The 12941-nt window shown below is 76.4% G+C and carries 12 protein-coding genes and 2 rRNA genes; 13 read left to right on the forward strand and 1 reads right to left on the reverse strand.

Annotated elements, in window-relative coordinates:
* Both GD880_RS16850 and rrf read left to right on the forward strand, forming a co-directional pair.
* Nucleotides 1-78, forward strand: a 23S ribosomal RNA gene (locus GD880_RS16850); the annotation flags it as partial.
* A 94-nt stretch (nt 79-172) separates the two neighbouring features.
* Nucleotides 173-289 (forward strand): 5S ribosomal RNA (gene rrf, locus GD880_RS16855).
* Nucleotides 290-295: 6 nt separating this feature from the next.
* On the opposite strand, the gene GD880_RS20455 is transcribed toward rrf, so the two are convergent.
* Nucleotides 296-1411 (reverse strand): hypothetical protein, encoded by a 1116-nt coding sequence (locus GD880_RS20455; RefSeq protein ID WP_193314578.1) that lies wholly within the window; start codon nt 1409-1411, stop codon nt 296-298.
* Between GD880_RS20455 and GD880_RS20460 the strand changes: the two genes are divergently transcribed.
* From GD880_RS20460 to GD880_RS16905, 11 genes are all read left to right on the forward strand, one after another.
* Nucleotides 1340-2191, forward strand: coding sequence for a hypothetical protein (locus tag GD880_RS20460; protein WP_193314579.1), 852 nt, complete (start codon nt 1340-1342; stop codon nt 2189-2191). The genes GD880_RS20455 and GD880_RS20460 overlap by 72 nt on opposite strands.
* Nucleotides 2188-3258, forward strand: a complete 1071-nt coding sequence (locus tag GD880_RS16865) for an HAD hydrolase-like protein (protein WP_226909770.1) — start codon at nt 2188-2190, stop codon at nt 3256-3258. The genes GD880_RS20460 and GD880_RS16865 overlap by 4 nt, the downstream gene beginning before the upstream one ends.
* Nucleotides 3259-3298: 40 nt before the next feature.
* Nucleotides 3299-3457 (forward strand): hypothetical protein, encoded by a 159-nt coding sequence (locus tag GD880_RS20465; protein WP_193314580.1) that lies wholly within the window; start codon nt 3299-3301, stop codon nt 3455-3457.
* A 1-nt stretch (nt 3458) separates the two neighbouring features.
* Entirely contained in the window at nt 3459-4385 is a 927-nt protein-coding gene (locus GD880_RS16870) for a TlyA family RNA methyltransferase (RefSeq protein ID WP_152232778.1), read from the forward strand.
* Complete coding sequence (locus GD880_RS16875; protein WP_152232779.1) at nt 4382-5221, forward strand: NAD kinase; 840 nt, start codon at nt 4382-4384, stop codon at nt 5219-5221. Before GD880_RS16870 ends, GD880_RS16875 begins: the two co-directional genes overlap by 4 nt.
* Complete coding sequence (gene recN / locus GD880_RS16880; protein ID WP_152232780.1) at nt 5218-6933, forward strand: DNA repair protein RecN; 1716 nt, start codon at nt 5218-5220, stop codon at nt 6931-6933. Before GD880_RS16875 ends, recN begins: the two co-directional genes overlap by 4 nt.
* Nucleotides 6934-6937: 4 nt before the next feature.
* The gene (gene steA / locus GD880_RS16885) at nt 6938-8137 is read left to right on the forward strand and encodes a putative cytokinetic ring protein SteA (protein WP_226909771.1); all 1200 of its coding nucleotides are present in this window, start codon (nt 6938-6940) and stop codon (nt 8135-8137) included.
* A 14-nt stretch (nt 8138-8151) separates the two neighbouring features.
* Complete coding sequence (locus GD880_RS16890; protein WP_152232782.1) at nt 8152-9198, forward strand: copper transporter; 1047 nt, start codon at nt 8152-8154, stop codon at nt 9196-9198.
* A complete protein-coding gene (locus GD880_RS16895) occupies nt 9195-10055 on the forward strand; it encodes a hypothetical protein (RefSeq protein WP_152232783.1) in 861 nt (286 codons plus the stop codon). The genes GD880_RS16890 and GD880_RS16895 overlap by 4 nt, the downstream gene beginning before the upstream one ends.
* A 3-nt stretch (nt 10056-10058) precedes the next feature.
* Nucleotides 10059-11690 (forward strand): murein biosynthesis integral membrane protein MurJ, encoded by a 1632-nt coding sequence (gene murJ, locus GD880_RS16900; RefSeq protein ID WP_152232784.1) that lies wholly within the window; start codon nt 10059-10061, stop codon nt 11688-11690.
* A gap of 123 nt (nt 11691-11813) precedes the next feature.
* Complete coding sequence (locus tag GD880_RS16905; protein ID WP_152232785.1) at nt 11814-12926, forward strand: glycosyltransferase family 4 protein; 1113 nt, start codon at nt 11814-11816, stop codon at nt 12924-12926.
* Nucleotides 12927-12941: the final 15 nt, after the last annotated feature.

Below are 12941 nucleotides of genomic sequence, written 5' to 3' on the forward strand. Positions count from 1 at the left end.
ACTGGGTTGATAGGCCGGACGTGGAAGCGCGGTAACGCGTGGAGCTGACCGGTACTAATTGGCCGACAACTTGCCACAACAAACTAAGCATCAAAGCACTGCTTGCGTCCACTGTACGGTTCCCGAGATACGCCCCACAACCTGCGTGTTGGGCCGGATATCTCCATAGAGTTACGGCGGTCATAGCGAGGGGGAAACGCCCGGTCCCATTCCGAACCCGGAAGCTAAGCCCCTCAGCGCCGATGGTACTGCACGGGAGACCGTGTGGGAGAGTAGGACACCGCCGAACACCCATTCACGAGGAGGTCGCAACACCTGTTGCGGCCTCCTCGTCGTATACGGACAATTCGCACTGATATCGCGCCATTCTCGAGCGCGCCGAATGAGGAAAAGGAAAGCCATGTCGAGCCAGCATGAAGGACCGGAGTCGGAGCGTCCTCCGCGCAAGGGCAATGGCTCCAACCCGCCGGCTCGTGGCCGCGGCGGCGACCGCGGCGATGACGCGTTCCGAGAGAGGGCCCGCAAGCGGTACGCCCGTTCTGACGGCGCGCGCTCCGAGCAGACCGACCGTCGTGAGGGTGGTTACCAGCGGCGTGATGGTGACCGTCGAGAAGGCGGCTACCAGCGCGGTGAGGGTGGTTATCAGCGGCGTGATGGTGAGCGTCGTGAGGGCGGTTACCAGCGGCGTGATGGTGACCGTCGAGAAGGCGGCTACCAGCGCGGTGAGGGTGGTTATCAGCGGCGTGATGGCGAGCGTCGTGAGGGCGGTTACCAGCGGCGTGATGGTGAGCGTCGTGAGGGCGGCTATCAGCGGCGTGATGGTGAGCGTCGTGAGGGCGGCTATCAGCGGCGTGATGGTGAGCGTCGTGAGGGCGGCTATCAGCGGCGTGATGGTGAGCGTCGTGAGGGCGGTTACCAGCGGCGTGATGGTGAGCGTCGTGAGGGTGGTTACCAGCGGCGTGATGGTGACCGTCGAGAAGGCGGCTACCAGCGCGGCGAGGGTGGTTACCAGCGGCGTGATGGTGACCGTCGAGAAGGCGGTTACCAGCGGCGTGATGGTGACCATCGAGAAGGCGGTTACCAGCGCGGCGAGGGTGGTTACCAGCGGCGTGATGGTGACCGTCGAGAAGGCGGTTACCAGCGCGGTGAGGGTGGTTACCAGCGGCGTGATGGTGAGCGTCGTGAGGGCGGCTATCAGCGGCGCGACGGCAGTTCCCCGCGGCGTGACGGCGCAGGTCGGGGTGAGGGCTACGCACGTGCCGGAGGGAGCCGGCCACGCCGCGAGGAGCGCGCGGATCGTCCCGCCGAGCCGCACATCCCCGACGAGGTCGAGCCGCAGATGCTCGACCGGGCGGCCCGCGCCCGGCTGCGCACGCTGGGCAAGAACAACGCCGATCTCGTCGCTCGTCACCTGGTGATGGCCGGACGGCTCATCGACGACGAGCCGGAGACGGCGTACCAGCATGCCCAGGCCGCCATGCGGCGCGCCGGGCGCGTCGACGTCGTCCGAGAGGCGCTGGCGCTGACCGCCTATGCGACCGGGCGCTACGCGGAGGCACTGCGTGAGCTGCGCACGGTGCGCCGTCTCTCCGGCATCGACGCGCACCGCCCCATGGAGGCGGACTGCGAGCGCGGCCTGGGGCGGCCCGAGCGCGCGCTGGCCATCGTCGCGGAGACCGAGCCGGCGGCGCTGTCCGAGGAGGACACGGCCGAGCTGGCTATCGTCGCCAGCGGCGCCCGCGCCGACCTCGGCGAGCACGAGGCCGGCCTCCTGGTCCTCGAGTCCCCGCTTGTCGACCGGGTGAAGCAGCCTGAGCTGGTCCGTCGTCTCTCGCTGGTACGCGCCGACCGCCTCGAGGAGCTCGGCCGCACCGAGGAGGCGGCAGCCCTGCGCGAGGCCGCCGGGCCCGAGCCGGAGCCGGACGAGCCCGTCATCGTGGTCGACCTCGCGGAGCTCGACCCGGGCGCGGAGGAGGAGTCGGGTGGGGCGACTGCGACGGATGTGACGCCCGGATCGGCAGATGCCGACGGGGCTGAGGCCTCGCCGGAGCATGTCGAGCGATCGCCGGAGGACGCCGAGGCAGAGGGCCTCTCCGGCTCGGAAGCCTCCCAGGAGCCGACGAGTGGTGACGGCACGACGACGACGGCGGACCAGGAGCCCGGCGCCACCGAGGACGGAGAGCGCCCGTGACGGCAGCGGCCCCCACCCTGCTGGCGAGCGACCAGCCGCTCGCCGGCGCGTACGACGTCGCGCTCATGGATCTCGACGGGGTGGTCTACCGCGGAGCGGAGCCGGTCGCGTTCGCCGATGCCGGGGTGGCGGCCGCGCGCGGGCTCGGCATGCGGATGATGTTCGTGACGAACAACGCCGCCCGCGCGCCGCAGACGGTGGCCGACCAGCTCACCTCCCTCGGCATCCCGACCGACGGCACCGACGTGATGACCTCGTCCCAGGCCGCGGCGGCGATCCTCGCCGAGGACCTGCCCGCCGGCGCGCTCGTGCTGCCCGTCGGCGGGGCGGGCCTGCGTTCGGCGCTCACGGAGGCCGGGTTCCGGCTCGCCGCCAGCGCAGACGACGCTCCCGTCGCCGTCGTCCAGGGCTTCGCGCCCGAGGTGGGCTGGCCGCAGCTGACTGAGGCCGCCCTGGCCATCGCCGCCGGCGCCCGCTTCGTGGCGACGAACCTCGACGCCACGCTGCCCACCGAGCGGGGCATGGCCGTGGGCAACGGCTCCCTCGTCGCCGCGGTCACCAACGCCACGGGCGTCGTCCCGGTGTCCGCCGGCAAGCCGGAGCCGGAGATCTTCCGGCAGGCCGCGCGGCGCGCCGGCGCCCGCCGCCCGCTCGCCGTCGGCGACCGCCTCAACACCGACCTCGCCGGCGCGCGTGCCGCAGACGTCCCGGGCCTGCACGTCCTCACCGGGGTCAGCGACGCCCGGGACGTCGTCCTCGCCCCGCCGCACGAGCGCCCGAGCTTCCTCGCCGTGGACCTGCGTGCTCTCGTCCAGCCCCACCCCGCGCCCGAGCGGGCGGGGGACTGGTGGCGCTGCGGCGCGGCCGCGGCGCGGGTGTGCGGCCCCGAGCCGCACCTGGAGGTGAGCCTGGCCGGGCGGACCATCACGCTCGACGGCGCCGACCCGGTGACCGTCTCACTCGACGCCTGGCGGTGCCTCGCCGCGGCGGCCTGGTCTGCCGCCGACATGGGCGCGCCGCTGACGTACCAGCAGGTGCCGGTGCTCGAGGTCGTCGCCCCGCGATAACCTCTTCGGGACGGCGGAAAGGCCACGGAAGGAGCGAGGGATGGGCGTGACGCCTGCCGATCTGGCGGCGCGTGCCGCGGGGGAGGACCCGCTGGCACGGCTCGGCGACCTCGCGGAGACCCCGCTGGCCGAACAGGTCGCAGTCTTCGAGGCCATCCACGCCCACCTGTCCGGGCGCCTGTCGAGCGCCGAGCACTGACGTGGCGCGTCGCGTCCGCATCGACACCGAGCTGGTCCGCCGCGGGCTGGCCCGGTCGCGCCAGCACGCCGCCGAGCTCCTCGCGGCCGGGCACGTGCTGCTCGACGGCGAGGTGGTCACCAAACCCGCCCGCCAGGTCGACCCCGCCCAGGCGCTGCGCGTCGACCTCGCCGAGACCGACGACTACGTCTCCCGCGGGGCCCACAAGCTCGCCGGCGCCCTCGACGCCCTCGGGGACGCCGCTCCCGTGGTCGCCGGGCGCCGCTGCCTGGACGCCGGCGCCTCCACCGGCGGCTTTACCGACGTGCTCCTGCGGCGCGGCGCCGCGCACGTCGTCGCCGTCGACGTCGGCTACGGCCAGCTCGCCTGGTCGCTGCAGACCGACGCGCGGGTGACCGTCCTCGACCGCACCAACGTCCGCACCCTGACCCCGGAGATGGTCGCCCCGGCGCCCGAGCTCGTCGTCGGGGACATGTCGTTCATCTCCCTCACCCTCGTGCTGCCGGCGCTGGCCCGCGCGGCCGCCCCGGACGCCGACCTGCTGCTCATGGTCAAGCCGCAGTTCGAGGTCGGCAAGGAGCGCCTCGGGCACGGCGGCGTGGTGCGCGATCCCGCCCTGCACGTCGAGTCCGTGCTCACCGTCGCCGCGGCCGCGGCGCGAGATGGCCTGGACACCTGGGCCGTGGTGCCCAGCCCGCTGCCCGGGCCGTCCGGCAACGTCGAGTACTTCGTCGCGCTGCGCCGGGACCACCCGCGCCCGCTGCGCGGGGCGGACCTCGAGGCGGCCGCCGCCGGGGCCGTGCGCACCGGCCCGGCCGGCACCGGCAACGCCGGCGCCCACCCGGCGGACGCCAGCCCGGCCGGCGCGATCCGCCCCACCGACCCGGGCGCCGCCGCGCCCGCCGATCCCCACCGGGAGACCCCATGAGCCGCCGCATCCTCGTCGTCAGTCACGAGGGACGGCCTGACGCGGTCATCGCGGCGGACAAGGTCAGCGCCGCGCTGCGCCGCAACGGCATCGACACCGCCCGCGACGGCAGCGCCGAGGACGCCGAGCTGGTCATCGTCCTGGGCGGAGACGGCACGATCCTGCGCGCCGCCGAGGTCGCGCGCGCCCACGACGTCCCGCTCCTCGGGGTCAACCTGGGCCACGTCGGCTTCCTCGCCGAGGCCGAGGAGGAGGCGCTGCCCGACGTCGTCGGCCGGGTGGTGGCCCGCGACTACGTCGTCGAGGAACGCATGACCCTCGACATCACCGTCACCACCCCTGAGGGCGAGGTCCGGCACGACTGGGCCATCAACGAGGCCACGGTGGAGAAGGGCGAGCGGGCCCGCATGGTCGAGGCCACCATCGGCGTGGACGGCCGCGGCCTGTCGACCTTCGGCTGCGACGGCGTCATCCTCGCCACCCCCACCGGCTCCACCGCCTACGCCTTCTCCGGCGGCGGGCCGGTCGTCTGGCCCGACGTCGAGGCCATGCTCGTGGTGCCCATCGCCGCCCACGCGCTGTTCGCCCGCCCGATGGTCGTCGGCCCCAGCTCCACCCTCGAGGTCGAGGTGCTGCCCTACGAGGACAAGCACGCCGTGGTCTGGTGCGACGGGCGCCGCATGCTCGACGCCCCCGCCGGCTCGCGGATCCGGGTGTGCCGCGGCGCCCAGCCGGTGCGCCTGGCCCGGCTGACGCAGGCGCCGTTCTCGGCCCGGCTCGTGGCCAAGTTCCACCTGCCCGTGCAGGGCTGGCGCGGCGTGAAGGAGCGCGCGTGATCGACCAGGTCCGGATCGAGAACCTCGGCGTCATCGCGGCGGCCGAGCTCGACCTCGACCCCGCCCTCACCGTCATCACCGGCGAGACCGGCGCGGGCAAGACGATGGTCCTCACCAGCCTGGCCCTGCTGCTCGGCGGCAAGGCGGACGCCGCGCTGGTGCGCCGGGGCGCCGAGCGCGCCGTCGTCGAGGGCACCTTCACCGTCCCCGATGACGGCCCGGCGGCGGCCCGCGCCGAGGACGCCGGCGCCGCCGTGGAGGACGGCGAGCTCCTCGTCGCCCGCACCGTGCCCGCCGCCGGCCGCTCCCGCGCCCACCTGGGCGGGCGGACCGTGCCGACCGGGTTGCTCACCGAGATCGGCGAGCAGCTCGTCACCGTGCACGGGCAGGCCGACCAGCTGCGCCTGCGCGCCCCGTCCCAGCAGCGCGCCGCCCTGGACGCCTTCGGCGGCCCGGACCACGCGGCCCTGCTGGGCGCCTACCGCGAGGCGCACGGGGCGTTCGTGGCCGCCAGCGAGGGCCTCGCCGAGTGGGAGCGCGAGGCCGGGGCCCGCGAGCACGAGATCGCCCTGCTCCGCGCCGGGCTCGAGCAGGTCGACGCGCTCGAGCCGCAGCCGGGGGAGGACCACGCCCTGCGCGAGGAGGCGCTGCGGCTGGGCAACGTCGAGGAGCTGCGCCTGGCCGCCGGCCGGGCCCACCAGGCCCTCACCGGCGACGTCGACGCCCCCGAGTCGGTGGACGCCACCACCCTCCTCGACGCCGCCCGCCGCAGCCTGGAGCAGGCCGCCGACAACGACGCCGCGCTGGAGGGCTGGGCCGGCCGCCTCGCCGAGGCCTCCTACCTCCTCTCCGACGTCGCCGCCGAGCTGGCCGCCTACCTCGACTCCCTCGACGCCGACCCCGTCCGGCTCGAGGCGGTCCACGCCCGCCGCGCCGCCCTCGCCGAGCTCACCCGCGCGCACGGCCCGGACGTCGACGCCGTCCTCGCGTGGGCCGAGCAGGCCCGGGCGCGGCTGGACTACCTCGACGGCCCGGAGGACACCGCCGAGAAGCTGCGCGAGCGACTCGCCGCCGCCCAGGAGGCGGTCACCCGGGCCGGCGCCGCCCTGACCGCCTCTCGCCACGCCGTGGCCGAGCGGCTGGCCGCCGCGGTCGACGCCGAGCTCGCCGGCCTGGCCATGGCCGGGGCCCACCTCACCGCCCGGCTCACCGCCCTGGAGGAGCCCGGCCCGCACGGCCTCGAGGGCGTCGAGCTGCTGCTCGCGCCGCACCCCGGCGCGCCCGCCCGCCCCCTGGGGCAGGGCGCCTCGGGCGGGGAGCTCTCCCGGGTCATGCTCGCCATCGAGGTCGCCCTCGCCGGGGCGTCCCCGGCCGACGGCGAGCTGCGCACCTTCGTCTTCGACGAGGTCGACGCGGGCGTGGGCGGCAAGGCCGCCGTCGAGGTCGGCCGCCGGCTCGCGCGGCTCGCCCGCGGCGCCCAGGTGATCGTGGTGACCCACCTCGCCCAGGTGGCCGCGTTCGCCGACCGGCACCTCGTGGTGAGGAAGAACACCCCGGGTGACGACGCCGTCGTCACCGCCACGGACGTGACCAGCGTGGAAGGGCCAGATCGCGTGCGTGAGCTGGCCCGGATGCTCTCCGGGCAGGAGGACTCCGAGACGGCCCTCCGGCATGCCGCGGAGCTTCTGGAGCGGGCCGACGTGCAACGATGAGGCGGTGACTGCCCTTTTCCGACGCCGCGCCCTGACGGACACCGGGCCCGGGGTCTCGGGCCCGGCCCGCGTGGACGCCCGGACCAAGAACCTCACCAAGCGGCTGCACCCGGGGGACATCGCCGTCATCGACCACGAGGACCTCGACCGGGTCTCCGCCGAGGCGCTGGTCGGCTGCAAGGTCGCCGCCGTGCTCAACGCCGCCCGCTCGACGTCCGGCCGCTACCCCAACCTCGGCCCGGGCATCCTCCTCGAGGCCGGCATCCCCCTGGTCGACGACCTCGGCCCGGCCGTCATGTCCGTGCGCGAGGGCCAGCCGCTGCGCCTGGACGGCACCGAGGTCTACGCCGGCGACAAGCTCGTCGCCGCCGGCACCGTGCAGGACGCCGAGACCATCGAGACCAACATGGCCCAGGCCCGCGAGGGGCTGTCCGTCCAGCTCGAGGCCTTCGCCGCGAACACCATGGACTACGTCCAGCGCGAGCGCGAGCTGCTCGTCGACGGCGTCGGCACCCCGAAGGTGCGCACGAAGTTCGAGGGGCGCCACGCCCTGGTGGTGGTGCGCGGGTACCACTACAAGGAAGACCTCGCGATGCTGCGCTCGTACATCCGCGAGTACCGGCCGCTCCTCATCGGCGTCGACGGCGGCGCGGACGCCATCCTCGAGGCCGGGCTCAGCCCCGACGTCATCGTCGGCGACATGGACTCCGTGTCGGACAAGGCGCTGCGCTCGGGCGCCGAGATCGTCGTCCACGCCTACCGCGACGGCCGCGCCCCCGGGCAGCGGCGGGTGGAGGACCTCGGCGTCGAGCACGTCGTCTTCCCCGCCACCGGTACCAGCGAGGACATCGCCATGCTCATGGCCGACGACCTGGGCGCCGAGCTCATCGTCGCCGTCGGCACGCACGACACGATGATCGAGTTCCTCGACAAGGGCCGCGCCGGCATGGCCTCGACGTTCCTGACCCGGCTGCGCGTGGGCAGCAAGCTCATCGACGCCAAGGGCGTCTCGCGCCTGTACCGGACCCGGATCTCGACCTGGCAGCTGGTGCTGCTGGCGGCGGCGGGCGTGCTCGCCCTGTTCGTCGCGCTGGCGACGACCAACGTGGGACAGACGACCTTCGGCCTCTTCGGCGCCTGGTTCGACGACCTCGTGAACTTCTTCCGGTCGCTCGTGGGGCTGGCCCCCGCGCCGACGACCTGACCTGTGGAGAGCTGATGATCGACTTCCGTTACCACCTCGTCTCGCTCATCGCGGTGTTCCTGGCGCTCGCCGTCGGCATCGTGCTGGGCGCGGGACCCCTGCGCGACACCATCGGGGACACCCTGACGGGTCAGGTGCAGGACCTGCGCGCGGACCGTGAGCGGCTGCGCGGCGAGCTCGAGGCGACCGAGCTGGACGTCACCGAGCGCACCACCTACCTCGAGCAGTCCGCCGGGGTGCTGCTGGAGAACACCCTCACCGACCAGCGGGTCACCGTGGTGACGCTGCCGGGCACCACCACCGACGACGTCAAGGCGGTCCGCGACCGGCTCGCCCAGGCCGGCGCCCAGGTGGACGGCGAGGTCGCCGTCACCGACGCGTGGACCGACCCGAACAACCGCTCCTTCCGGCAGACCTTCGCCGGTCAGCTGCTCGGCTACCTCCAGCCCGCGCCGGCCGCCGACGCCTCCGCCGAGACCATCTTCGGCCTGGCGCTGGGGCACGCGCTGACCCGCAGCGCGGAGGACGGCGGCCGCACCGCCGACGCCTCGACCCTGATGGACCTGCTGACCTCGGCGGACGCGCCGCTGGTCACCCTGACCGCCGAGCCCACCGCCCCGGCCGACGCGACCGTCCTCGTCGGCCCGCGGCCGACGACGCCGCCCGCTCCGGGCACGCCCAAGGAGCAGACCGACGCCGCCGCCGTCGTCCTGGACAGCTACGTGCGCCTGGCCGACGGGCTGGCCACGGCGGGCCCGTCCGTCACCGTCGGCGCCGCGGCCTCCGACCTCGACCTCGTCGCCGCGGTGCGCCACGACGGCGACGTCGCCCGGCGGGTGACCACCGTGGACTCCGTCGGCGAAATCACCGCCGCGCTCTCGACGCCGCTGGCCACCGCCGTCGCCCTCTCCGGCGGGCACGACCACTACGGCTTCCAGTCCGGCGCCACCGAGCCGGTGCCACCGCGCGTCGAGCTGCCCTCGCGCACGCCGGCCACCGCTGAGGCCCCGGCCGAGGCGCCCGCGGAGGACGAGGCGGCCGCCACGCAGGACGCTGCATGAGCCGCCTGCTCGACTTGGCGGCGCCCGCCGCGCTGGGTGCCGCGGCCACCGCCGTGGCCCAGGCCGCCCTCGAGGCGCGGCCCCCCGGCGGGCGCGAGCGCTGGCGGCGCACGAACTTCGCCGGCCGGGACGTCACCCTGCTCGGCGGCGCGGCGGCCGGGATCGGCGCGACCGCGGCCCCGCTCCTCGCCGCGGTGGCCGGCGGGCACCCCCGGGTGGCCGCCGCGGCGGTCGCCGCCGGGGCGGGCGCCGCGTTCGGCGCCGTCGACGACCTCACCGAGGACACCACCGCCGCCGCCAAGGGGCTGCGTGGGCACCTCGGGGCGCTGCGCCGCGGCCGGCTGACCACCGGCGCGCTGAAGATCCTCGGCATCGGTGCCGGCGCGCTGGCAGCGTCCGCGTTGGCCACCCCGCGCCCGCGGCGGCCCGGCGCGCCGGGTGCGCGGGCCGCCGACGTCCTCGCCGGCGCGGCCCTGGTGGCCGGCACCGCGAACCTGCACAACCTCTTCGACCTGCGCCCGGGCCGCTCCCTCAAGGTCGCCGCCGCGCTCAGCGCGCCGCTCGCCCTGGCCGCGCCCGCCGGCGCCCCCGGCACGCTGGCCGCCGCCGCCCTGGGCGTGGCCGGCGCCGCCCTGCCCGACGACCTCGCCGAGCGGGCCATGCTCGGCGACACCGGCGCCAACGCCGTCGGCGCCCTGGTCGGCACCGCCCTGGCCGCCCACCCCTCCCGCGCCGTGCGCGCGGGCGCGCTGGCCGGCGTCGTCGCCCTCACCCTGCTCAGCGAGAAGGTGAGCTTCTCCGCCGTCATCGAGGGCACGCCCGCGCTGCGGCGGCTGGACGCGCTCGGCCGGCGCTGAGGAATGGACCGCCTGCGCTCCCTGCTCGGCGGCGTCCTCGGCGCCGCCGGTCTCATCGCCGTCGTCACCCTCGCCTCCCGGGCCGTGGGGTTCGTCCGCTGGCTGGTGCAGTCCTGGACCGTCGGGGCCTCCGGCGCCGGCACCGCCTACGAGACGGCGAACCGCATCCCCAACGTCCTGTTCGAGGTCGCCGCCGGCGGCGCGCTGGCCGGGGCGGTGGTGCCGCTGCTGGCCGTGCCGCTGGCCCGGCACCTGCGCCGTGACGTGGACCGCACCGCCTCGGCGCTGCTGGGCTGGGCGCTGCTGGTGCTCGTGCCGCTCGCCGCGGCGGTCGCCGCCGCGGCCGGCCCGCTGGCCGGGCTGCTGCTGCCCGGCCGCGACGTGGATCCGGCCCTGGTCGCCCTGACGACGACGTTCCTGCGAATCTTCGCCCTCCAGGTGCCGCTGTACGGCGTGGGCGTGGTGCTCTCCGGCGTGCTCCAGGCGCAGCGGCGGTTCTTCTGGCCGGCGTTCGCGCCCCTGCTGTCCTCCCTCGTCGTCGTCGCCAGCTACCTCGCCTTCGGGGCGCTGGCCGGCGGCCACCAGGACGACCCGGCCGCCCTGCCCGGCGCCGCCGTGGCCTGGCTGGCGTGGGGCACCACCGCCGGGGTGGCGGCGATGAGCCTGTGCCAGCTGCCCCCGGTGCTGCGCTCTGGCGTCCGGCTGCGCCCGGGGCTGCGGTTCCCGCCGGGCGTCGCGCGCCGGGCCGGGCGGCTCGCCGCCGCCGGCATCGGGGCCCTGCTCGCCCAGCAGCTCAGCGTCGTCGTCGTCCTCTACCTGGCCAACACCGCAGGCGAGGTGGGCACCATCAACGTCTACGGCTACGCCCAGGCGGTGTACTTCCTGCCCTACGCCGTCCTGGCCGTCCCGGTCTCCACCGCGGTGTTCCCGCGGCTGGCCGAGCACGCCGGCACCGGGGACCGACGCGCCTTCGCCGCGCTGGCGGCCGGGTCCACCCGCCTGGTGGTGGCCGTCGCCCTCCTCGGGGCCGCGCTGCTCGTGGCGGTCGCCCCGGCGGCCACCGCCGTGTTCTCGCTGCGTTTCCCGATGCCGGGGATGACGGCGGCGATCACCTGGTTCGCGCCGGGCATCGTCGGCTACGCGCTGATCTTCCACATCTCCCGGGCGCTGTACGCCGTGGACCGCGGCCGCGCGGCGGTGGCGGCGACGGCGAGCGGCTGGCTGGTGGTCTCGGTCGCGTCGTGGGCGCTGACCGCGCTGCTGGCGCCGGACGGCGGGGACGGGCCCGCCACCCTCACCGCGCTCGCGCTGGGCTCCTCGCTGGGGATGGTCGTGGCCGGCGTGCTGCTGCTCGCCGCCATGCGCCGGGCGGGCGGGCCGGGCACCCTCGGCGGGCTCGCGCGGACCGGGGTCGTCGTCGTCGCCGGCGCGGCGCTGGGCGCGCTGGCCGGCCGGTGGGTGGTCGACGCCCTGCTCGCCGCCGTGGGCGCGGGCCTGGCCGGGGCGGTGGTGGCCGCCGTGGCCGGGGCCGTGGTGGCGGCCGCGCCGGCCGCGGCGGCGGTGCTGCTGCTCGACCGCGGGACGGTGCGGGCCGGGGCGTGGTCGCAGGAGTCGGGGGCGGACTCGCGGCCGTGATGACGCCGGCCCGGGCGCGCCCGGACCCCGTGCGCGCCCGGCGCGTGAGTGCCCGGGACCGTGCGTGAGCCGGTCCGGCGGGGGCCTGGGCGATACTGGGGCGCCGAGCGAGGGAGGACGAGCATGCGGGTGCTGCAGCTGACGGGATCGAGCGCGGGCGGGGTGGCCCGGCACGCCCGGGAGATCAGCGCCCTGCTGGCCGCCGACGGCGACGAGGTCGTCCTCGCCGGCCCCGCCGACGTGGTCGACGCGGCCGAGCCGGACGGGTACCGGCCGGTGGTCGTCGACATCGCCGACCGCCCCCGCCCCGCCGACGTCGCCGCGGTGCGGGCCGTCCGCCGCCTGGCCGCCCGCGCCGACGTCGTGCACGCCCACGGGCTGCGGGCCGGGGCCGTCGCCGTGCTGGCCGTGCGCACCCTGGCGCGTCGACCCCGGCTGGTCGTCACGGTGCACAACCTGCCCGTCGGCGGCGGGAAGGTGCGCGCGGTCGCCGCGGTGCTCGAGACGCTCGTCGCGCGCGGCGCCGACGCGGTGCTGGCTGTCAGCGGCGACCTCGTCGCCCGCATGCGCGCCCGAGGGGCCCGGGCCGTCGCCCGCGCCCTCGTCCCGGCGCCGGAGCGGCCCGCCGCGACCGTCCCGCCCGCCGCGGTGCGCGCGGCCCTGGGGCTGGGCGCCGACGAGCACCTGCTGCTCACGGTCGCGCGGCTGGCCCCGCAGAAGGGCCTGGACGTGCTGGCCGACGCCGCCGCCCGGCTCGCCGGTGCCGATGCCGGTGCCGGTGCCGGTGCCGGGGCCGGGCCGGGCGCCGCGGCCGCGTCCTGGCGCTGGGTGGTCGTCGGCGACGGGCCGCTGCGCGCCACGCTCGCCGAGCGGACCGCCGACCTGCCGGTGCTGCTGGCCGGCCGGCGCGACGACGTGCCCGACCTGCTCGCCGCCGCGGACGTCGTCGTCTCCACCGCCGCCTGGGAGGGCCAGCCCATCGCCGTGCAGGAGGCGCTGCGCGCCGGGGCGGCGCTGGTGGCCACCGACGTCGGCGGCACCCGGGAGGTCACCGACGACGCCGCGGTGCTCGTCCCCGGCGGCGACGGGTCCGCCGTCGCCGCTGCCGTCCGCGGCCTGCTCGCCGACCCCGCCCGGCGCGAGGCGCTGCGCGCCGCGGCCCGGGCCCGGGCGGCCGAGCTGCCCGGGCCGGAGGACGTCCTGGCCCAGCTGCGGGGGGCCTACGCCCGCCGGTAGCACGCCCGCCGGCAG

It is taken from the genome of Georgenia ruanii (assembly GCF_009193175.1).
Lineage (GTDB): Bacteria > Actinomycetota > Actinomycetes > Actinomycetales > Actinomycetaceae > Georgenia > Georgenia ruanii.